This is a genomic window from Deltaproteobacteria bacterium (assembly GCA_016709225.1).
Taxonomy (GTDB): domain Bacteria; phylum Myxococcota_A; class Polyangia; order Nannocystales; family Nannocystaceae; genus Xiheibacterium; species Xiheibacterium phototrophicum.
Map to the genome: position 1 here is coordinate 3,553,462 of JADJEE010000012.1, position 20,627 is coordinate 3,574,088.

Below are 20,627 nucleotides of genomic sequence, written 5' to 3' on the forward strand. Positions count from 1 at the left end.
GGGGCCCGCGCGCGCGTCGAAGAGGGGCCGCCATGATCCACGCACGTTCGTTCCCGTTGCTGCTCGTTGCGCTGGCTGCCTGTGCGCAGTCGCCCGAGGGCCTGTTCGAGACGCCCCAGGGCGATGGGCCCCGCGTGGTGTTCGACTTCGATCGCCGGCCGCTGCCGGAGATCCCGTTCCCCAACGACATCGCGACGCGCCCTGACCCGTCGTCGCCCACGGGGCTGCGCGTCAACGCGAGCCTGGTCGCGGCCACCGAGCTCGAGCAGACCGCGCGCCGGCGCATCGACGAGTTGTCGGGCTTCGGGGTGTACCAGCCGATCTCGGTGCAGTTCGACGCGCCGCTCGACCTCGACGCGATCTATGCCCGTCATCGCGACTACCGGCGCCCCGACGGTCGCGACTACGACTTCACCAACGACGCGGTCTACCTCATCGATGTCACCCGTGACTCGCCGGACTTCGGCAAGCCGGTGCCGCTCGACTTCGGCGAGGGCAACTTCCCGGTGCTGCTGCGCACGCCCACGCAGTACTGGGAGCACGATCCCAAGACCATCACCGCCGCGCTCGCGTTCGAGAGCTACGAGGAGGATCTCAACGGCAACGGCCGCCTCGACCCCGGTGAGGACCTCGACCTCGACGGCGTGCTCGATCACCCCAACGTCTACGCGCCCGAGGACGGCAACCCCGCGCTCGATCCGATCCGCGACCTGGTCTCGTTCTACGAGTTCGAGACCAACACGCTGGTGTTCAAGCCGGTGCTGCCGCTGCGCGAGAAGTCCACCTACGCGGTGGTGCTGACCAACCGGCTGCTCGGTGCCGACGGTGAGCCGGTGCGCTCGCCGTTCGAGTACGTCAACCATGCCGCGCAGACCGACGACCTGCGCCCGGTGGTCGACGCGCTGGCCGAGTTCGACCTCGGCGCCGACGACATCGCGTTCGCGTGGACGTACACCACCCAGGAGGCCGCGGGGCAGCTCGTGACGCTGCGCGACGGCCTCTACGGCGAGGGCCCACTGGCGTGGCTCGACGAGGACTTCCCGCCGGAGATGACCAAGCTGTTCACGATGGTCGAGGCCGATCCGACCGCGCCGGACGAGCCGCCGCCGACCAACCCGTACATCCTGCCGAGCGAGCGCCTCAAGAAGGTGCTGGGCCCCTTCGCGATGCTGGCGTTCGCCTCGTTCGGCATCAGCGACACCGACCAGCTGGTCGTGACGCACGACTTCTACGCCTATCACGTGTCGGGCAAGTTCCGCGCGCCGCGACTGCTCGACCTCGTCGACGAGGGCACGCTCGACGCCCGTGCATGGCCAGAGAATCTGCGCGACCCCAGCCTGCGCGATCGCATCGACAGCCACGAGGTGCAGTTCTGGTGCGCGATCCCGAAGAAGGAGTACAAGCGCGACCCCGACAAGCCGGCGCCGGTGGTGCTCTACGCCCACGGCTACACCTCGAACAAGCTCGAGCAGCTGGGTCTGGCGTTGCACGCGAAGTTCGGCATCGCCGGCTGCAGCATCGACGCGGTGCTGCACGGCGTGTCGCTGCCGGAGGACTCCAAGTCGGCGGCCAGCGCCCTGCTCAACATCTACGGCATGGGCCCCGCCTTCGAGGCGCTGGCCGAGAACCGCATGGAAGACATGGACGGCGACGGCACGCTCGACGTCGGCGGCGAGTTCTTCAGCGGCTACATGTTCCGCACCCGCGACAACCTGCGCCAGACGCTGCTCGACTGGATGACGCTGGTACGGCTCATCCGTAGCTTCGGCAGCACCAACATGCTCGACGTCGACGGCGACGGGAAGCCCGAGCTGCTGGGTGACTTCGACGCCGACGGCATGATCGACATCGGTGGCGACGACGCGACCTTCTTCGCCAGCGGCACCAGCCTGGGCGGGCTGCTGTCGGCGATGCTGTCGGCGGTCGAGGCCAAGGTCGTCGCCGGTGCGCCGATCGCCGGCGGAGCGGGCCTGGTCGATCTGTCGAGCCGCAGCGAGCAGGGCGGCGTGGTCGAGGCCTTGATGCTGCGCATGATGGGCCCGCTGTTCGTCGGCGAGCCCACCGGCAACGGCGACGTGCGCATCTACGAGCTGTTCCCCAACGGCAACATCGACACCCGCTACGACGTGGCCTACCGCGCGGGCATCGAGCCCGGCGACACCGTGCGCGTCACCAACCTCGACACCGGCGCGGCTCGCTGCACGCGCGTCATGCCGATGATGCCGCCGCCGGGCTACGAGAACTACGAGGGCTGGGCGGGCGCGAGCAACTGCTCGCTCAACGATGCCGGCGCGTGCCGGACCTGCCCGGAGGGCACCGAGGGCACCTACGCCTGCGACCTGGCGGGCACGTTCCGCCTCGGCGTGGCCGCCGATGCCGGCGACCGCGTGCGCATCGACGTATTCGCGGGCGGCGATGTCGCGACCATCGAGGGTGACGAGCGCGACTGTTACATCGACGACGACGCGGTGCTGCGCGCCAGCGTCGATCGCTTCGACGCGCTGCCGATCCACTACCGTGGCAAGGACTACCCGCAGGGCTCGCCGTTGGTGGCGCTCGAGGACGGCTACGGCTTCCAGCGCGGCACCGCCCTGTTGCGCCGGTTCCTCGGCATCGCGGCGATCGTGGTCGAGCCGGCCGATCCGGCCATCTTCGCACCGCACTACTCGCGCGATCCGTTCACGTTCCGCGAGCACGGCAAGGAGTTCACGAAGGCACCCACCAACGTCATGGACGTGACCACGATCGGCGATCCCAACGTGCCGCCGAACACCGGCACCTCGATCGCGCGCATCGGCGGCTTCATCGAGCTCGAGGAGCCGGATCCGCGGTGGGGCAAGACCCCCAACCGCCTGTTGATCGACGAGGGCATCGTCACCGGCATCCCGTGGCTCGAGGTGCGCGGCGCCGACTGGGGCCCTGTGCTCGTCGATGTCGACAACCTGAGCGACAGCACCAACGTGCTCGCCCAGGATCCGGCCGGCTCGGTCGACTCGCTCGTCGCACCGCGCACGCAGCCACCGGCGCGCATCGCCGTACAGACGCCGGGCACCACCGACGGCAAGAGCGGCATCATCTATCCCATCATCTCGGAGTACAGGGGCGTGCACGGCTTCCCGCCGCCGGGCCTGACCGGGCTGCCCTTCGACGTGGGGCAGTTCATGGAGCACTTCATCGGTGCGTACTTCGACAGCCGCGGCACGCAGGTGCGCTACGAGCCGTGCATGGCGAAGCTCGCCGCGTGTGACTGGGTACCGGTACCGCCGTCCTGCGCGGCCGATCCGGCGGCGCAGGGCTGCGACTGACGTCGACGGCCCGTGATCGACGAGGCTTCGCAGCGGTGGTTGTCGGCCCATGCGCGTCACGCCCTGGCGTGCGCGCTGGGTTGTGACGATCGCGTGCCCGCGCCGGGGCCGATGCCCGACGACGGGGCCCTGCACACGCCGGCGCGGGTGTTCGTGTCGTGGCACGAGCACGGTCGCCTGCTCGGCTGCATCGGCACGCTGGTCGCAGGCACGTCGCTGGCCGACGCGGTCGCGCACTACGCCGTGCAGTCCGGCCTGCACGACCCGCGCATGCCCGCGATGCGGGCCGAGCAGGTCGCGGGCGCCGAGCTCGAGATCTCGGTGCTCTCGCCCCCACGCGAGCTCGACGTGCGGGGCCGTTCGGCCATCGAGGCCGCGATCGTGCCGGGCCGCGACGGCGTGATCCTGCACGAGGGTACCCGCCGCGCCGTGTTCCTGCCGGTGGTATGGGCCCAGCTGCCGGGGGTGTCGGCGTTCATCACGGCGCTGTGCAAGAAGGCCGGGATCGATCCGCAGCGCGCCGCAGACCTGCGCGCAGAGGTCTTCACGACGCAGGCGTGGACGGCATGAAGTCGCGGGCCCAGTGGGGTCTCGCGCGCCCGCGGACCGAGCCGAGCCGTGTGGCGCAGCCGCTCGATCACGATCGTCGGTGCGCGCACACGGCGGGTTGCTAGGCTGCGCCACCCGATGTCCGCCGGCCTGCACCCCACCGTCGCGCTGCGCTGGACCACGCTCATCCTCGGTGCGGGGGCGCTGTGGCTGTGTTGGCCGTTGTGGCCGGCGCTCGTGCTCGCGGCGTGGACGGCCTCGTTGCTGCGGCCGCTCGAGCTGCGGCTCGAGCGGCGGCTCGGCGGGCGACGGGCACCGGCGGCGATCCTGACCTCGGTGGTCGCGCTCGCGCTCGCGACCCCGGTGGTGTTGCTCGGCACTGCGGTCGTGGTCGGCGCACGCGACCTGGTGGTGACGATCGCCGCGTCACCCACCGCCAGCGGTGCGCTCGAGGAGATCGCGAGCGGCGAGGGCGGCGAGGCGTTCACCGTGCCGCACACCCTCGGCGAGGTCATGACGCTGGCGCGCACGTATGGCTCGCAGGCGTTCACGCTGTTGTCGAACGTCGCCGGAGCGGCGGCGCGCGCCATGCTCATGCTGGTGGTCTACTTCGTCGCCACCTTCGAGTTCATGCGCGAGGGGCCGGCCCACTGGCAGTGGATCGCGACGCACATGCCGCTGCGCCGTGATCATCTCGAGCGATTCGCGGCCGCGTTCGACGAGACCGGACGTGGGCTGCTCATCGGTGTCGGCCTGACCTGCCTCGCGCAGGGCGTGGTCGCGACCATCGCCCTGCTCGCGCTCGGCGTGCCGCAGGCGCTGGTGCTGGGGCCGCTCACCGGCATCGCGTCGGTGATCCCCGCGATCGGCTCGGCGCTCATTTGGCTGCCGGTCGCGGTCGGCTTGCTGCTCACCGATCACCCGATCAAGGCCGCGATCCTCGCGGTGATCGGGCTCGGCATCATCGGCACCATCGACAATTTCCTGCGCCCGGTGTTCTCGCGGTTCGGTGCCTTGCACATGTCGACACTGGTGCTGTTCGTCTCGGCGTTCGGCGGCGTGATGGTCATGGGTGCGTGGGGGGCACTCCTGGGCCCGCTGAGCGTGCGTCTGCTGATCGAGGCGCTGGTGCTCGCCCGTGCCGACGACGGGGGTCTCCCGCCCGAGCGGCCACGCCCGTAGGGCGCTCGCGCCCGCTGCGAGTCTTTTCGGGCATCGCCGGGTTTGCATGCGCGTCGTCGGTTGCTAGACCTGCGGCGCCATGCATCGCACCACGCTCAGCCTCTTGCTCGTCGCGCTCGCCGTCTCCTGCACCAAGTCGACCACGACGACGTCGCCCGAGCCGCCGGTCGATTCGAGCACGGCAGCGCCGAATCCCAACCCCGACCCCAACCCCGACGAGACGCCGGCCGATCCCGTCGAAGCGCCCGCCGGCGCGCAGGCGACCGCCCAGCTGCAGTCGCCCGGCGGTGTCACGGGCGCGCTGGTGCTGCGCGAGACCGCGGCGGGCCTCGAGGTCGATGGCACGATCACCGGTCTCACCCCCGGTGCGCACGGCTTCCACGTGCACGAGGTCGGCGAGTGCACCGCGCCGAAGTTCGAGTCGGCCGGTCCGCACTTCGATCCGACCAAGGCGCCGCATGCCGGTCCCGCCGCCGCCGCGCATCACCTCGGCGATCTCGGCAACATCGAGGCCGACGCCGCCGGTCGTGCACAGGTGCACGCCGTGGTCCCCGATCTCTCGCTCACCGCCGGCGACGCGGGCTCGGTGGTCGGCCGCGCGATGGTCGTGCATGCGAAGGCCGACGATCTGCAGACCCAGCCGAGCGGCGCCTCGGGTGATCGCATCGCGTGCGGGGTGATCACGGGCGGCGCGGGCTGAAGCGCGCGCGCTCGGGTCAGGGCGCGGGCTCGACTGCGCTCGCGACCAGCCGCGTGATCTGCAGCGACGGCACCTGCGTCACCTCGGCCTCGACGACCACGCGCGTGCCGCTGGCCGGCAGCTTCACGGTGCCCTCGAGCACGAGCACCTCGGCGGTGCTAGCGGCGTCGGTGAGGTTGAATCGCTCGACCTCGTGGTCACCGAGCTTCCAGTGGCCCACGCGGTTGGCGGGCGGCGCGAAGGTCTCGATGGTGCCGCTCAGCGTGCAGTGGTGGCCGACGCTGCGGTCGTGGAAGTCCTTCGTGGTGCACTCCTTGGGGCCGCGCAGCAGCGAGTAGGCCGCGAAGGCGATGCCGCAGACCACCGCCAGCACGATGTACTGCTTCCACTTGGGGAGGGGAGTCGGGGCCGGCGCGGTGGCATCCACGAGGGCAACAGACGTGGCACGAAGTCCGGCGTTGCGCAACCGCGCGAGTCGGCGCGGCCGGGGCTCGGTGCGCGCGCGGCCTGGGCGTTCGCCCGCCCACGGCCGGATCGCACGCCGGATCGCAAGCCTGCTGCACCGCTGAGCTTCGCCTGTGGCAGGCTCGCTGGCGATGACCGCGAGCACGTACAGCAGTCTCGAGCTGGACCGCTTCCGCGACGTGCAGCGGCTCGCGTACCGCTGTGCCGAAGCGGTCGCGCACGAGCTCGTCCCCGGCGTCACCGAGAAGCAGGCGGCCGCGCGACTCGGCCAGGCGCTGAAGCGCGAGGGCGTGGATGGCTACTTCCACCAGCCGTTCGCGTGGTTCGGCGATCGGACCTGCTTCAAGGGCTTTCGCCACCCGCTGCAGTTCTTCCCGACCGACCGCGCGATCGAGCATGGCATGGCCGGCATCCTCGACGTGGCGCCCATCGTCGATGGCTTCGCGGCCGACATCGGCTATTCGTTCTCGCTCGGCGACAACCCCGAGCTCGAGCAGCTGCAGGACGACCTCGAGGGCTTCCGTGCGCTCATCGTCGATCGGGTGCGTCAGGGCGAGACGCTGGCCGAGATCTATCGCGCGGTCGAAGACATGCTCGCCGACCTCGGTGTGCGCAACTGCCATCGGCACTACCCATTCGGTGTGCTCGCCCATCGTGTGTACCGGCAACCCGTGACGCCGCTCGGCGGCCGCCCGGTGCTCGGCTTCGGGCTCGGCGCCAGCATCGGTCTGCTCGCGCAGACCGTCGTCAGTCGCGTGCCGCAGGCGATCACGCAGCGGGTGCCGCGACTGCAGCAGGGCGCGCCGTTCTGCTACACGGGCCCGGGCTCCGACGCGCGACCGGAGTCGGGGCTGTGGGCCTTCGAGCCCCACATCGCGCGCGGTGATGTCGGCGCGAAGTGGGAGGAGCTGCTGGTGATCGAAGATCGTCAGGCCCGCTGGCTCGACGAGGCGCTGCCCCACGTGCAGCGCTGGCAACGTCGACGGATGCGCGTGGCCTGATCCCACATGGCGGGTCCACACAGCTTCTTCGTCACCGCCGCGCGCGGGTTGGTGCCGCTGGTCGCCGACGAGCTGCAGCAGCTCGGCGCACGCGTGGTTCGTCCCGAGCCGGGTGGCGTGCGCGTGCGCGGGCCGCTGTCGTTCGGCTACCGCATCTGTCTGTGGTCGCGCTGCGCCTCGCGGGTGATCCTGCACCTGCACGACGCCGCGATCGGTAGCGTCGACGATCTCTACCAGGCTGCGTACGCGCTCGCCTGGGAGGACCACCTCGCGCCCGAGGGCACGCTCTGCGTCGATGTCGTCGCGCGCGGCGAGGTCATCACGCACTCACAGTTTGCCGCGCAGCGCGTGAAGGATGCGGTCGTCGATCGCATGCGCGCCCGCTTCGGTCAGCGCCCCTCGGTCGACCTCCACGCGCCCGACGTGCGCATCGCCGTCTACGTGCGCGGCCGCGGCTGCAGCATCGGCATCGACCTCTCGGGCGAGTCGCTGCATCGCCGCCACTGGCGCGGCGATCACGGGCCCGCGCCGATCAAGGAGAACCTGGCGGCCGCGCTGCTGCTGCGCGCCGACTGGCCCGCGCGCGCGAGCGCCGGTGAGCCCTTGGTCGATCCGGTCTGTGGCGCCGGCACGATCGCCATCGAGGCCGCCTGCATTGCGGCCGATCGCGCGCCCGCGTTGCTGCGCGCCCGCTTCGGCTTCACGCACTGGCGCGGCCACGACGTCGACGTGTGGACCGAGCTCTCCGCCGAGGCCCGCGCCCGCGCCGAGGCCGGAGCCACGCGCGAGCTGCCGAGCATCGTCGGCTACGACGTCGATCGCCGCGTGCTCGAGCACGCCCGCGGCAACGCCACGCGGGCCGGCGTTGCCGCGATGGTGCGGTTCGAGCCCACCGCGGTGGTGCAGTGCCGCCCGCCGCAGCCGGGGCCTGGCCTCGTGGTCGGCAATCCTCCATACGGCGAGCGGCTCGGCAGCGAGGCTGCAGTGCGGCAGCTGTACCAAGAGCTCGATGCGACGCTACGGCGCGAGTTCGACGGCTGGCATGCCGAGCTGATCGTCGCCGAGTCGTCGCCGACCGAGCTGCTGGGTCTGCCGATCGATCCGCAGACCATCGACAACGGTGCGATCCCCTGTCGCTGGGTTGCGGGCACCGTCGGTGCGCCGTTGCCGGAGCCGAGCGACGACGACGGCGATGACGCGACCGCGAGCCCGCGAAGCCCCGCGATCCCCGAGGCCGAGATCGCGGCGTTCCGCGCTCGGCTGCAGCGCAACCTCGCCAAGCTACAGCCGTGGCTCGATCGCTACCAGGTCGAGTGCGCGCGGCTGTACGACTCCGACGTGCCGAACTTCCGCGCGATCATCGATCGCTACGGCGCGCACGTGCATCTGCAGGAGTACCAGGCCCCGCGCAAGGTCGATCCGCAGCTGGCGGGCCTGCGCCTGCAGGCGATGATCGACGCCACCGCCGAGGTGCTCGGCGTGCGGGCCTCGGCGATCGCGGTCAAGCGTCGCCGCTCGCAGGCGGCGGCGGGGCAGTACGGCCGCTTCGCCGATCGCGGCGAGGAGCTGCTGGTGCGCGAGGGCCCGTGGCGCTTCCTCGTCAACCTGCACGACTACCTCGACACCGGGCTGTTCCTCGACCACCGCGGCTTCCGGCGGCTGGTCGCGTCGTCGGTCGCCAAGGGCATGCGCGTGCTCAACCTCTTCGCGTACACCGGCACCATCTCGGTCGCCGCTGCGCATGCCGGCGCGCGCACGACCACCGTCGATCTCTCGAATCGCTACCTCGAGTGGGCGCGCCGGAACTTCGCCGCCAACGCGCTCGACGTGCGCGCGCACGAGTTCGTCCGCGCCGACATCGTGCAGTGGCTCGGCCAGCATCGCGGGCGCTACGACCTCATCGTGTGCGACCCGCCCAGCTACTCGGCCTCCAAGTCGATGGCGGGCACCTTCGAGATCGAGCGCGATCACCCGGCGCTGTTGCGGGCCTGCATCGACCGACTCGCCGAGGGCGGCACGCTGCTGTTCTCGACCAACAAGCGCGGCTTCGTGCTCGACCCCGAGCTCACCGGCTTCGTCGATGTCACCGCGTCGACGCTGGATCCCGACGTGCAGCGCGAACCGCCGCCGCACCGTGCGTGGCGCTACGGCGGCCGCACGCGATCGTAGGGGCCGGGCCGCCGCTTCGTGTACGTGGGGGTGATCCGAGCCTCTCGGTCGCGACGTATCGATCTCGACGATGGGGCGATGCCGAGGCAACCTGGGTCCGCGACAACGACGGCTGCGATGGCAGGCGGCCGCGGCCGCAGCCCTCACGATCGCGGCGTTGCTGCCCTTCGCCGAGACGTTCGGGGTGCTCGTCGTGCTGGTCGTGCTCGTCGGCCTGGGCAGCTTCTGCGCGCTGCAGGCCCGCGCGCACACCTGCGCCGTGTTGGCGATGCGAGGGCTTCGCAACCTCGATCGCGGTGTCGAGCCGGAGCCGGATCACCTCGCGCGCGTGCAGGCGATCGCAGCTGCCCATCGGATCGTGCTGGGATGCGCCGGCACCACCGTCGGCGCCGCAGTGCTCGCCATGCTCTGTTGACTCGGGTGGGCGTGCGGGCACGCGCGGCAACGAGCGTAGCCGGCTGCGGCAACTGCCGACTCGGTCGGCGGCGCGTCACGCGACGGATTTCCTGCGTGATTTCGAGCGGGCCGCTGCGACCACCGGCTGACCCAGCCTTTGCACAGGGCGGCCGCGACATGCGAGCCACCGTCCTCTCGTTCCTCGTGCTCGGCCTCGGCGCCTGCTCCGTCTCCACCTCTGATGCCGGCGGCGGCGACGTCGATCGCGGCGGGATCGGCAAGGCCGACCTCGTCGGCAGCTGCGTCACCAAGAAGGGCAAGGAGCTCTGTGGTGGCAAGGGCCGCGGCAACTGCTGGTGCGACGAGCTGTGCCTCGACTTCGGCGACTGCTGCAGCGACGCCGACGAGATCTGCGGCATCGAGGAGCCCGAGCCCGAGGGCGACGCGTGCGGCGGACTGCAGGGCCTCATCTGCGCCGACGACGAGTTCTGCGCCTTCGCCCCCGAGCAGAACTGCGGCTTCGCCGATCAGCTCGGCGAATGCGCGCCGCGTCCCGAGGCCTGCATCGCGCTGTTCGACCCCGTCTGCGGCTGCGACGGCCAGACCTACGGCAACAGCTGCAACGCCGCGAGCGCGGGCGTCAGCGTCGCCCACGACGGTGCCTGCGAGATCTTCTGCGGTGGCTTCGCCAACCTGCCGTGCCCCGAGGGCATGGTCTGCGGCGACGACCCCGACGACGGCTGCGACCCGGCCAACGGCGGTGCCGACTGCGGTGGCATCTGCGTGCCCGAGTAGGCCGACGCGCGCTCGACCCTGCCGTCCGACCGTCGGTGGCATCCTCGGGATGCCACCGACGTAAGCTGGCGCACCAAGAAAACTCCTCCGCGCCCGTCATCGCAGCGATTCCCGTCGTCCATGGGGGTTCGTTGCGTGATCCGGTACGCCCGTCGCGACTCTACCGGGGCCATGGCCCCACCTCGGGGTCGAGGCATGGCAGACACCGCATCGCGAGTGGGATGGAGATGGACATGAACCTGCGTTGGCAATCGCGTTGGCAATGGATGGGTGCGTTGGTGCTCGGCGTGATCGCCGGGGCGTGTAGCGTCGAGGTGGTCGACGCGGAGGTCGACGACGAAGGGGACTCGGACGTCGACTTCCGCGTCGGGCCGCCACCGCCGCCCGCAGTGCTCGATGTCGAGGCGCAGGTGTGCCCGGGTTGGCGGCAGATCGCGCGGCGCCACGCGTCGGGGGACTGTCCCAACATCGCGTCGCCGAACGGCGGCTGGCAGGGCAGCAAGATGTTCCCCGGCTGGACCGAGGCGAACAGCTGGGCCGGCCGCTACTGCATCTACGATTTCCTGGGCGCGGGGCTGCCGCAGGGCAACGACCTCCTCGCGCTCAAGAAGCCCGCCTTCCAGGTGGTCGCCCCCGACTGCATCGCGAACACGGCACAGACCAGCCTCGACGAGCAGCTCAACCCCGAGCTGAGTCGCTTGACGGAGAGTCGCATCGACGCGGTGACGGGTCAGGAGATCGACATCGATGGTACGGCGAGCGGTCGTGAGGGGGTCCGCGTGGCGGTGGTCGACACGACGCCACCGGTGGACCCCGCCAACCCACGCGACGATCACGGCATCGTCGTCGCCGAGCTCATCACCGACATCGCCCACGGCTGCGAGACGTACTCGCCATTTTGCAAGGTGGTGATCGACAACGTGCTGGGCCTGCCGCGCTACGGGCTCATGAAGGCCGACGTCGATACGACGGGGCGCGGCGGCTTCGCGGGGTTCCACAGCGATCTCGCGCGTGGGGTCTACACCGCGGTGCGCAACTGGGAGCTGGCCGGCGGATCCTACAAGCTCATCATCAACCTCAGCGTCGGCTGGCTGCCGCCGTTCGGGGTCGCGGGCCAGTCACCGGCGGTCGACGCCCTGCAGCTCGCGCTGCAGCGCGCCAGCTGCAAGGGCGCGGTGATCATCGCGGCGGCCGGCAACGACAGCGACGACTGCCTCGAAGGGCCGTTGATGCCGGCAGCGTGGGAGGAGCTCGCCGCCCCGACGGCCACGGAGTGCCCGCTGGAGCCGATCGGCATCGCAGCACCGGTGAGCCCCGGCAGTGCGACGTACTTGCCGCTGGTGTACTCGGTCGGCGGCGTCGACTACGACGACGAGGCGGTGTCGGTCTCTCGGCCCGGGGGGCGCCCGCGACTTGCCGCGATCGCCGACCACGTGGTCGGGTCCGATCTCGGTCGCACTGCGCGGACCGGCACCTCGATGGCCGCGGCCACCGTCAGCGGTATCGCGGCGCTGGTGTGGAGCTACCGCGACACGCTCACCGGACCCGAGATCATGGAGCTGTTGTGGGACGCGGGCGTGCCGACCGGTGACAGCTCGGACTACTCGCTCGGGGGCCGCCTACGAGATCCGTCGCGCGACCGCATGTGGTGCGCTCTCCGAGGCATGCGCGACGCCCGGTGACTGTCCGCCGTCGTTCAACCTCGGCTGCCGCACGACGTGGCGCTCGACCGACACGCTCGAGGCCACGATCGCTGCGATCGTGCCCGAGCAGACCTCGCAGGTGCAGATGCTCGCGGCCAGCTTCCCCGACGAGACCTGTGCGGAGTACTGCGGCGAGTTCGCCGACAACTACTACTCGGGCGGGCTCGCGACGACCTGCGAGCCGCTCGAGGGCGAGGCCCGCACGGACTACCTGACCAAGCCGGCTCCGGGCAACCCCGCGTGCCCGACGTGCGGGATCATCACGAGCGGCGACCCCGACGACAAGTCGACGGTCTACGAAGTCTACCTCATCGCCTCACTGGCCGCGAGCTACAGCTCGCAATCGATCCTCGCGATCTCGGTGGACCTGCTCATGGCCGACGGCACCAAGATGACCGTGCGCATCGACCCGGCCGAGGCCGCCCTCACGACCACCGCGCACAAGCTCCAGCTCGTGCCGGACCCTGCCACGCCCTTCACGAGCAAGGTCGAGAGCGGCACCATCAGCATCTCGTTCCCCAACCAAGTCGTGGTCGGCGATCTGCTGCCGCCGGTGTCGATGTAGCGGCGTCAGCGAACCAACAATCGAAACCCCGCCCAGGCGTCCGGTGCTGCATCGGACGCCTGGCGGCGTTGATACGCGCGTCGCACCGCCGCGGTGGCATCGAAGGCACCCGGCGCCGCGCTGCCGTCGTACAGCGCACGCGCGAAGGCGGCGGAGTCCTCGTCGCCGAGCTTGCGATCGCCCACCAAGACGGCGTCCGCGCCGGCGAGGAGGAAGGCGCGACCCAGGCTCATGCCGCCATCGACCAGCGCCGATCGAACCGCACCGGTCTCGCAGCCGGCGAGCACGACGAAGCGAGGCACCCGCGGCAGCGCCAGCACGTCGGCGGCCTCGATGGTGCTGCCGCGATCGAGCAGCAACGCACCGTCCCAACCATCGTCGCCGCGGTGGGCACCGTGCCCGGCGTAGTGGAACAGCTCGACCTCGCCCATGCCCGCGAGTACCTCGGTGCGTCCGGCTGCGCTGCCCTGCAGCAGCTGCACCTGCCACGCGGCCGCGCGCAGGGCCTCGACGACGAGCTGCTGCTCGGCGCGCGCCTGCGGCAGATCCTCCGACGGATCGGCGACCACCATCGCGCGAGCCGACGGCGCGGCCACGCTGCGGCGGGGGAGGTCGAGGCCGTAGGCGACCGCCACGCGATCGACCAGCGGTGCGCCGTGCGTGCGTGCGGCGTGCAGCGGCACCGTCCACGCAGCGCCCACCGGCAACACCCGCAGGCGCTCGACGTCCGCGAGGTCGTCGCCGAGCCCATCCACGAGTGCGGCGCCCCATGTCATCGCATCCGCCTCGTGCTCGGGGATTTCGGTGGCGTGCCAGGCACGAGCGCCCGCGGGCCCGTGGACGATCGCGAGGGTCTCGTCGCGCGCGGGGAGCAGCGCGAGCAACAGCTCGTCGGGGGCGCGCGGACGCAGCAGCGAGCAGTCGTCGTATGTGTGCGAACCAGGCGCTCCGGCTTGCTCGAGCAGGTTCAATGCCTCGCGTCGTCGCTCGTCACGGCGCGCGCGTCGTCGCCGTTGTTCGTCCGCGGAGTACTCCCAGTCTGCGGCAGCCTCGAGGTCGAGCTCGCTGCGGATCTGCGCAAAGGCGTCGGACTGTGCCAGCTCCGAGGGTCGCTCACCGCCGGCGCGGCGGTCCGCAGCACGCAGGGCTCGACCTCGTGCCAGACGAATGCGACACAGTGCCTCGTCGACGCGTCCGCTTCGCAGCAGCGCGTCGACCAGGCCCCTCGCGCTGGTGAAGCGCGCGGAGATCAGCGTCTCGCGCCCCTGCGCGAGCCCGAGGCTCGAGACCTCGGCGTCGAGGATGGCCTCGGCACGTCGCCACGCATCGAGCGCGGCCGCGTCGAGCTCGAAGCGCTCGAGCAGCAGCGCCCGCTGTACCGCGGTACGCCAGCGCAACCTCGCCTCGCCAGCACCCTCGCGCTCGAGCAGCAGCGGCACGGGGGCGAGCTCCCAGCGATTCGACGCCATCGCGAGGTTGAGTGCCAGGTAGTCGATCTCGGGCAGCAGGCCCGTCGACGCGGCGGGCAGATCATCGCTGCGGATCCGCTCGAGCCACGCGATCGCACCCTCGAGGTCGCCGCCTTCGAGCAGCGCCGAGGCCAGGTTGATGCGCGCCAAGAGCCGGCTGCGGGGGTCGTCACAGTCGCCGCGCTCGTAGAGATCGAGCTCCTCGAGCCACCACTCGATCGGGGGATCATCGATCAAGCTGGTCTCGACGAGGGTCTGCAGCGGCCACGCGGCGTTGTTGATGCCCTGTGCACGCGCGCAGGCGTCACTGCGCTCGCGCGCGCTGGCATAGAGGCGCTGTGACGCCGCACGCGTGGCCTCGACCCGTCCGAGCTCCGCGAGCAGGGCGCTGCGCTGCTCGGAGGCGGCGTCGTAGTCGGCGGTCATGCCGAAGCGCTCGGCCCAACGCGCCGAGCTCTCGAACAGCTGCACCGCCGTCGAGAGCTCGCCACGCTTCATCGCCCACAGCCCCCGGGAGTAGCGGGCGCGCAGGTCGAGCTCCGGTCGCCACGCGTGATCCAAGCGCGCGCTCCACTGTGTGGCGCACGCCCGATCGCCGGTGCGCTCGACACAGGTGAACAGCAGGGCGGTCGCGACGTGCACGAACAGCTTGTCGAGTCCGGCCTGCGCCGCCAGCTCGGCGGCCTCGCGCAGGCGACCCACGGCGTGCTCGGGCCCCAACGCCGCATCGCACGTGAAGACCTCCTGGATCCGCGCCTGCACCCGCTGGAACACGCCGACACTGGGCGCGAGCTGACGCAGCCCGCGGCAGCCCTCGTCGACGCGCCCCTCCGCGAGCGAGGCGAGTGCGCCGGCAACCGCGGCGTCGCTGGGCTGCCACTCGATCGCGAGCGTGCCCTCGACGCCCGCGCCGGTGACCGAGACCTCGCGTGCACCGGCGGGGACCTCGATCCGCGCCAGCGTGCCGCCGTCGGCGAGCGTGGTGCTGGGGACGGTGGCGGTGCCGTCGACTCGCACGGTCAGCACGGTGCTCGGCGGCACGTCGACCCACAGCCGCAGGCGCGCCGCCGCGCCACGCTCGAGCAGCATGCATGCGTCCTCGACCCAGTCGTCGCAGCCCGCCCAAGCCGGGGCCACCGACGCCGGCGCGGCACTCGGCGCCGGCGCGACCTCGTCGGTCGAACGATCACAACCCAGTGGCAGCAACGCGAGTGCGAGTGGCAGCCAGCGCGATCTCATCCAGGCGCGGCGAGTTTCACCCGAAACCCGACCTTGCGCACGTTGGGCTGCGCGAGCACCTCGCGGGCGTCGCCCGGGGCCGCATCGGCCGGCGAGAGCACCACCCAGATCTGCCACGCACCCGGCTCCAACGCGACCAGAGCATCGAGCGGGCCGCTCACGCGCACGGCCCCGCTGGGGGACACCTGTGCGGGCACGCGCGCGGTCACGTCGGCGCGACCGGGTGACTGCGCGACGAGGTCGACCACCATCGCTGCCGTCGAGGGTGCCGCGGGTGTGAGCGTGACCTCGATGCGATCGCCCGGCGCGAGCGCGAGCTCGCGGTCGACGTCACCGGGCTCGGCGCGCACCGTCGCAGCACCGCCGCGCAGCTCCGTCAGCTCGTAGCTCGGCAGCGGTGCGACCGAGCCCCCGGGCCGCGCCAGCCACAGCACCAGCACGGCTGCGATGGCGAGCGCGACCGCCACGAGGCCGACGGCCCGTCCGCGTGTCGCCTTGGGTGCCGCGGTGATCGGCGTGACCTGTGCGGCCGCGGTATCACCGTCGACCTCGGCGAACACGGCGTCGAGCAACGCGTCGCGCTCGGCGCTGTCGAACGGTGCGATCAGCTCGGGCGCGGGGATCGGCAATGGCTGTGCGTCGGGCATCGAGGTGTCCGGGGCGTTCCCACGTCGTTGCGTGCGTGCCAGGGCGCGCAGGAGTTCGTCATCCACGCCCCACCTCCCCCGTTGACGATGCGACCGCGGTCGATGACGAGTTGTCATCGCCGATCTGCGATGCGAGCGCGCGTGCGAGCTTGCGCATGCGATAGCCCCACGCACTCACGGCACCCCGCGAGATGCCGACCAACTCGGCGACCTCCGCGGGGTCGCGCTCCTCGACAAACACCAATTCGAACAACTCGTGATCGCGGTCGTCCATGCGCGATTGCAGGGCCAGCAACAGCGTGTCCAGGAGGTTGCGTTGCTCGAGTCGGGCCAGGAGCTCGCCCTCGGTGTGATTGCCCTCGGCGCCCTCGGTGGCGCCGGCGTCCTCGGGCTCGGCGTCGATGAGCACCAGCGCCCAGGGGTTGCCCCGACGCTGCCCGAGCACCCGCGCCACGCGACGACGCGCGATCAATCGGACAAAGCTCTCGAGGCTGCGGCCGCGCGCGGGATCCCAGCGGCGGAGCTCACGGGCGTCGTGCTCGAACAGCACCACGAGCACGTCCTGCACCAAGTCGCGGACCTCCTGACGTCCGTCGCGCCCACTGCCGACCGCGGCTCGGGTGACACTGATGGCGACCTCGCGCTGGATCGGATCGATCAGCCGCTCGGCCAGCTGGCGTCGCGCCGCGCGATCACCTCGCAAGGCGCGCTGCAGCAACGCTTCGTCTTCGGGCGCCACGACCGGAACCGGGACGCTAGCAGACTTCGCGAGGGTCCTCCAACGCCGCATCCACCGACCACCGGCGCGGCGGCCCGCCCGAATGTCTCCTGTCGCGCGCGGTGCAGCGACCACGCGGCGTCGCAGGAGCCTCGAGATCGACATTGGGTGAGGTCGTGTTCGCCGCTCACTTCGCGGTGAGACCGGCTGTTCCCCCATGGACAGGACCCAGCGGCGCCATGACGGCCGCCATCGGCTGGCTCGAACCCCGGACGGGGCCGGGACGGACGGCCCCGCAAGCGCGGATCCGGACCCTTCAACCGCCGCCGGAGGTCACTTTGGTCATGCACTCCGTCATCTTCGTGGTCGCGGCACCGATCTTCTCGGCATCCTTGGCGTCGAGCTTGGCCGCCGTGGCGGCGTTCTTGCTCAGCCAGTCGGCCTGTTCCTGCGAGACCTTCGACACGCAGGCCGCGTCCTTGCATGCGCACGCCTGGCCCGCGAACTCTTCCATCTTCTTGACGTACTCACCGCCACCGGAATCACAGGCGAGCAGGGGGAGTGACGCGACGAGGCACAACGTGGTGAGGATGCGATCCATGATGCGTGGGAGAGACCACGCACGCGCGATGTGACAGGCCTTGCGGCGATTCGCGAAGTGATCGACGCACGCCAACCGCGCGCACCGATCACTTCGCGATCTCACCGGGGCTCGGCGTGCAGTGCCACGCGCCGGCGAAGACGTACTCGCGACGACAGGTCACCGTGATCGGTCCACCCGAGGTCGCCCATTGGTAGCGACGGCTCGTGAAGTCCGTCGCGACTGCGCCCGGGCGCGTGCCCTGGATCGCGCACGGCCCCGTCGCCGACTCGCAGACCCACTGCCGCGAGAGCGTCTCCGTCTCCGGCTCGGGCTGTGCGTTACGCCAGCCGGCGATCGCGACCATCAGCGAGATCGCGAGCAACGCCCAGCCGACCCAGCCCTTCATGTCCGACCCCGCGCCGCGCTCGTCACCGCCTGGGATGCTTGCACGTCGTGCGCACGCCCGCAAACCCGGGCCGTTCGTGACCCTGCAGAGTGTGCGGCGAGCTGCGGCCACGCGGTCGCCTCGCTGCTGTTACCCTGATGACGTGAGCGACAGCGACGGTCAGCACTTCCAGCGCATCCTCGTGCCGGTCGATTTCCAGCCCGCCGACGACGAGGCCACCGAGGCGGGTCGAGCGGTCGTCATCGGCGGCCACGGCATCGAGTTCTCGCCGGCGTCGCTGCGCGCCGTGGGCATGGCCGCGACCATCGCCCGCGCATCCAAGGGCAAGATCGTGCTGGTCCACGTCACGCCCGCGATGCAGTCGACCAGCATGTACACCGGGCCGGTGACCTTGCCGGCGGCGATCATCGAGGAGATCGAGAGCAAGGCCCGCGCCACCTCGCAGGGCGCGCTGCGTCATCTCGCCGATCAGCACTGCGCAGGTCTGCCGGTCGAGTTCGCCATCGGTCCGGGTCATCCCGCGCAGTGCGTGCTCGAGGAGGCCGCTCGCTTCCAGGCCGACCTCATCGTCATGGCTGCCAGCGGCCGCAGTCGCGTCGCGCGGTTCTTCGTCGGCAGCACCGCGGATCGCGTGATCCGCGAGGCGCCGTGCCCTGTGCTCGTCATCCCGGCGCGCTGACGCGGCGCGTTCAGGCGTCGTCGTGGGCCTGCGCGAGCAGGGCCTGCAGCTCGTCGCGCTGCGACAACCCGACCGTGCGGGCGACCTCGTGGCCGCGGTGGAACACCACCAGCGTGGGCACGCTGGTCGCATCGTAGCGCTGCGCGAGCTCGGGGCAGGCGTCGATGTCGACCTTCACGATGCGGTAGTTGCCGTCGGCGCTCTGCGCCAGGCGGTCGAGGATCGGCGCCTGGCGGCGGCATGGGCCGCACCACGATGCGGTGAAGTCGACCAGCACGGGTACGCTCGCGCCCAGCACCGCACCCTCGAAGGCGTCGGCGGTGATCTCCCGCACCGGCTCCGCGCGGGCCAGGCGGGCGCGCCGCTCGGCGAACAGCTCGATGAAGCGGGGCCAGTTGCGCAGCTCGCCGAGGTCGGTGTCCTGTTCGAGCTTGTCGAGGTGATCGTAGTCGCGGGCGACCGCGCGCTCGACCTGATGCATCGCCTTGTCGAACTCGCCGACCGCGGCGTAGGCACAGGCGGCGCCGTGGAAGATGTACGGGTTCTCCTCGGCCCAGCGCTGCGCGGCCTCGGCGATCGCCAGCGCCTTCGGGTAGTCCTTCATCGCGTGGGCCAACACGCAGGCGTTGTTGAACGCGAAGGTGTACGCGTGGCGATGGTGGTCCTCGTCGGTGCCGGGCTCCGGCAGCGCCATCACGTGCTCGAGGACCGCGAGGCGCAGCGCGTCGTCCTCGCACTTGAACGAGGCGTTGTAGACGTGCGCGACGGTGGCGGTGGTGCGCGGCAGCTTGCCCAGCAGCTCGGGAATCGCCTGCGGGACGTGCTCGGCCACTGCCGCGAGGATCTCGCCGACGCGCTCTTCGGCGATGCCGTCGAGGGTCGCGGCGTCGAGCAGTGGCAGGGCATCGGCCAGGCGCGCGGTCGCGTGCTCGGCGAGCAACCCGAAGGTGTAGCCGCGTAGGGTCGGCTCGCTGCTGGCGAGCGCGCGCTCGAGCGCCGTGTCGACGCGGCCGGAGCGGACCAGCGCGACCAGGGCATAGCTGCGTGCGTCGTCGTTGGCGGGATCGAGCAGGTTGGCGCGATCGAACAGACGCGCCGCGATTGCGCCACCCTCGGGCTCGTCGGGATCGAAATCGGTGCCGAGCTCGACCAGCATCGCGGCCAGCTCCGCCGGCGACCACAGGGATTGCGCCTGTGCCCACGCGAGCGCCTCCGACTCGCCGTGCTCGTGGAACTGGGCGCGCAGCGGGTTGCCGGCGAGCACGAACGCGGGACCACCGTCGTCGGCGAGCGCGGCGTACTGCTGGGCCTCGGTCGCCGGCGCGAAGCGGGCGTGTGCGACCGGCGTGATCTCGTGGATGCGCTCGGCGATCCACAGCAGGTGGTGGACCATCTCGGGGATCGTCGCCGGCGGGCCGAACTGGTCGACCCACAGCAGCGCCGCGCGATGGGCCTCGTCGAAGGTCATCGCGGCGCGGCGGAAGGGCACGTCGTCGACGCGTCGATCGACGTAGCTCGAGATCCACACGTGGTGCAGTGCCGCTGCGACCGCGGCCTCGCCGGCGACCTGCGGACCCGCGAGCTTGAGCGCGACGCCGAAGCCCTCGCCGTCGAACTCCTCGAGGATGTCGGGGTAGTTGTCGACCACGAAGCTCGCGTGCTCGGCCTGCGGCGGCGGGCCGTGGCGCCAGTGGCTGGTGTCGTCGTCACTGTCGTCGTCACTGTCGTCGTCGTCGTCACTGCGCTGCTCGCGGGCGGCCTCGGCCGCGATTGCGTCGACGGTGGTGGCGACCGTGAACAGCCAGCCGGCCTCGAGATCGGGGATCGCCTGCAGCTGCGCGACCGCGGCGGCGTGGGCGTCGGCGGTGCGGGGCACGTACGGTGCGGCCACGAACGCCGAGGGCTCGCCATCGCCGACGCCATCGTCGTCGTCGTCGCGCTCGATCACGTCGGCGGCGGCCAGCGTCCGTAGCACCGCGCGCCAGCGGGCACCCGGCAGCGCCGACGTGAAGCGAAGCACGCAGACCGCGTGGTGGCAGTGGGCGGGGAGGGCGTC

At 71.3% G+C, this 20,627-nt stretch carries 17 protein-coding genes and 1 pseudogene; 11 read left to right on the top strand and 7 right to left on the bottom strand.

Annotated elements, in window-relative coordinates:
* The first annotated feature begins 32 nt into the window (after positions 1-32).
* The 4 genes from IPH07_39720 (at position 33) to IPH07_39735 (ending at position 5,736) form a co-directional block, all read left to right on the top strand.
* On the top strand, positions 33-3,305 hold the full coding sequence (locus tag IPH07_39720) for a hypothetical protein (protein MBK6923583.1): 3,273 nt from the start codon (positions 33-35) through the stop codon (positions 3,303-3,305).
* A 12-nt stretch (positions 3,306-3,317) separates the two neighbouring features.
* The gene (gene amrA, locus IPH07_39725; GenBank protein ID MBK6923584.1) at positions 3,318-3,875 is read left to right on the top strand and encodes an AmmeMemoRadiSam system protein A; all 558 of its coding nucleotides are present in this window, start codon (positions 3,318-3,320) and stop codon (positions 3,873-3,875) included.
* Between the two features lie 117 nt (positions 3,876-3,992).
* On the top strand, positions 3,993-5,036 hold the full coding sequence (locus tag IPH07_39730) for an AI-2E family transporter (protein MBK6923585.1): 1,044 nt from the start codon (positions 3,993-3,995) through the stop codon (positions 5,034-5,036).
* Positions 5,037-5,115: 79 nt separating this feature from the next.
* Complete coding sequence (locus IPH07_39735) at positions 5,116-5,736, top strand: superoxide dismutase family protein (protein MBK6923586.1); 621 nt, start codon at positions 5,116-5,118, stop codon at positions 5,734-5,736.
* 16 nt (positions 5,737-5,752) lie between these two features.
* On the opposite strand, the gene IPH07_39740 is transcribed toward IPH07_39735, so the two are convergent.
* Complete coding sequence (locus IPH07_39740; GenBank protein ID MBK6923587.1) at positions 5,753-6,163, bottom strand: hypothetical protein; 411 nt, start codon at positions 6,161-6,163, stop codon at positions 5,753-5,755.
* A gap of 169 nt (positions 6,164-6,332) precedes the next feature.
* On the opposite strand from IPH07_39740, the gene IPH07_39745 reads away from it, so the two are divergent.
* From IPH07_39745 to IPH07_39770, 6 genes and pseudogenes are all read left to right on the top strand, one after another.
* The gene (locus IPH07_39745; GenBank protein ID MBK6923588.1) at positions 6,333-7,202 is read left to right on the top strand and encodes an aminopeptidase P family protein; all 870 of its coding nucleotides are present in this window, start codon (positions 6,333-6,335) and stop codon (positions 7,200-7,202) included.
* A gap of 6 nt (positions 7,203-7,208) precedes the next feature.
* Entirely contained in the window at positions 7,209-9,371 is a 2,163-nt protein-coding gene (gene rlmKL / locus IPH07_39750; GenBank protein ID MBK6923589.1) for a bifunctional 23S rRNA (guanine(2069)-N(7))-methyltransferase RlmK/23S rRNA (guanine(2445)-N(2))-methyltransferase RlmL, read from the top strand.
* 70 nt (positions 9,372-9,441) lie between these two features.
* A complete protein-coding gene (locus IPH07_39755) occupies positions 9,442-9,786 on the top strand; it encodes a hypothetical protein (GenBank protein ID MBK6923590.1) in 345 nt (114 codons plus the stop codon).
* A pseudogene (locus tag IPH07_39760) lies at positions 9,738-10,418 on the top strand (hypothetical protein). Before IPH07_39755 ends, IPH07_39760 begins: the two are co-directional and overlap by 49 nt.
* A 377-nt stretch (positions 10,419-10,795) precedes the next feature.
* On the top strand, positions 10,796-12,244 hold the full coding sequence (locus IPH07_39765; GenBank protein MBK6923591.1) for a S8/S53 family peptidase: 1,449 nt from the start codon (positions 10,796-10,798) through the stop codon (positions 12,242-12,244).
* Positions 12,150-12,830, top strand: coding sequence for a hypothetical protein (locus IPH07_39770; protein ID MBK6923592.1), 681 nt, complete (start codon positions 12,150-12,152; stop codon positions 12,828-12,830). Before IPH07_39765 ends, IPH07_39770 begins: the two co-directional genes overlap by 95 nt.
* 5 nt (positions 12,831-12,835) lie before the next feature.
* Here the strand turns inward: IPH07_39770 and IPH07_39775 are convergent, their stop codons facing one another.
* From IPH07_39775 to IPH07_39795, 5 genes are all read right to left on the bottom strand, one after another.
* Positions 12,836-15,538 carry a CHAT domain-containing protein gene (locus IPH07_39775; protein ID MBK6923593.1) on the bottom strand — a complete coding sequence of 901 codons (2,703 nt, stop codon included), beginning with the start codon at positions 15,536-15,538 and terminating at the stop codon, positions 12,836-12,838.
* Positions 15,535-16,185, bottom strand: a complete 651-nt coding sequence (locus IPH07_39780) for a hypothetical protein (GenBank protein ID MBK6923594.1) — start codon at positions 16,183-16,185, stop codon at positions 15,535-15,537. Before IPH07_39780 ends, IPH07_39775 begins: the two co-directional genes overlap by 4 nt.
* 58 nt (positions 16,186-16,243) lie before the next feature.
* Entirely contained in the window at positions 16,244-16,924 is a 681-nt protein-coding gene (locus IPH07_39785; protein ID MBK6923595.1) for a sigma-70 family RNA polymerase sigma factor, read from the bottom strand.
* Positions 16,925-17,219: 295 nt separating this feature from the next.
* Positions 17,220-17,504 carry a hypothetical protein gene (locus IPH07_39790; protein MBK6923596.1) on the bottom strand — a complete coding sequence of 95 codons (285 nt, stop codon included), beginning with the start codon at positions 17,502-17,504 and terminating at the stop codon, positions 17,220-17,222.
* An 88-nt stretch (positions 17,505-17,592) separates the two neighbouring features.
* Positions 17,593-17,892: a hypothetical protein gene (locus IPH07_39795; protein ID MBK6923597.1), complete on the bottom strand. Its 300-nt coding sequence runs from the start codon at positions 17,890-17,892 to the stop codon at positions 17,593-17,595.
* Between the two features lie 142 nt (positions 17,893-18,034).
* On the opposite strand from IPH07_39795, the gene IPH07_39800 reads away from it, so the two are divergent.
* Entirely contained in the window at positions 18,035-18,571 is a 537-nt protein-coding gene (locus IPH07_39800) for a universal stress protein (GenBank protein ID MBK6923598.1), read from the top strand.
* 10 nt (positions 18,572-18,581) lie between these two features.
* Here IPH07_39800 and trxA read toward each other — a convergent pair whose 3' ends face one another.
* Positions 18,582-19,052 (bottom strand): thioredoxin, encoded by a 471-nt coding sequence (gene trxA, locus IPH07_39805; protein MBK6923599.1) that lies wholly within the window; start codon positions 19,050-19,052, stop codon positions 18,582-18,584.
* Positions 19,053-20,627 lie beyond the last annotated feature (1,575 nt).

What these genes read in the sequence shown, in the direction of transcription:
- IPH07_39720 (MBK6923583.1), top strand. Translation starts at nt 33, where the DNA reads ATGATCCACGCACGTTCGTTCCCGTTGCTGCTCGTTGCGCTGGCTGCC.
- IPH07_39730 (MBK6923585.1), top strand. Translation starts at nt 3,993, where the DNA reads ATGTCCGCCGGCCTGCACCCCACCGTCGCGCTGCGCTGGACCACGCTC.
- IPH07_39735 (MBK6923586.1), top strand. Translation starts at nt 5,116, where the DNA reads ATGCATCGCACCACGCTCAGCCTCTTGCTCGTCGCGCTCGCCGTCTCC.
- IPH07_39745 (MBK6923588.1), top strand. Translation starts at nt 6,333, where the DNA reads ATGACCGCGAGCACGTACAGCAGTCTCGAGCTGGACCGCTTCCGCGAC.
- rlmKL (MBK6923589.1), top strand. Translation starts at nt 7,209, where the DNA reads ATGGCGGGTCCACACAGCTTCTTCGTCACCGCCGCGCGCGGGTTGGTG.
- IPH07_39755 (MBK6923590.1), top strand. Translation starts at nt 9,442, where the DNA reads ATGGGGCGATGCCGAGGCAACCTGGGTCCGCGACAACGACGGCTGCGA.
- IPH07_39765 (MBK6923591.1), top strand. Translation starts at nt 10,796, where the DNA reads ATGAACCTGCGTTGGCAATCGCGTTGGCAATGGATGGGTGCGTTGGTG.
- IPH07_39775 (MBK6923593.1), bottom strand. Translation starts at nt 15,538, where the DNA reads ATGAGATCGCGCTGGCTGCCACTCGCACTCGCGTTGCTGCCACTGGGT.
- IPH07_39780 (MBK6923594.1), bottom strand. Translation starts at nt 16,185, where the DNA reads ATGCCCGACGCACAGCCATTGCCGATCCCCGCGCCCGAGCTGATCGCA.
- IPH07_39790 (MBK6923596.1), bottom strand. Translation starts at nt 17,504, where the DNA reads ATGGATCGCATCCTCACCACGTTGTGCCTCGTCGCGTCACTCCCCCTG.
- IPH07_39795 (MBK6923597.1), bottom strand. Translation starts at nt 17,892, where the DNA reads ATGAAGGGCTGGGTCGGCTGGGCGTTGCTCGCGATCTCGCTGATGGTC.
- trxA (MBK6923599.1), bottom strand. Translation starts at nt 19,052, where the DNA reads ATGCATCAGGTCGAGCGCGCGGTCGCCCGCGACTACGATCACCTCGAC.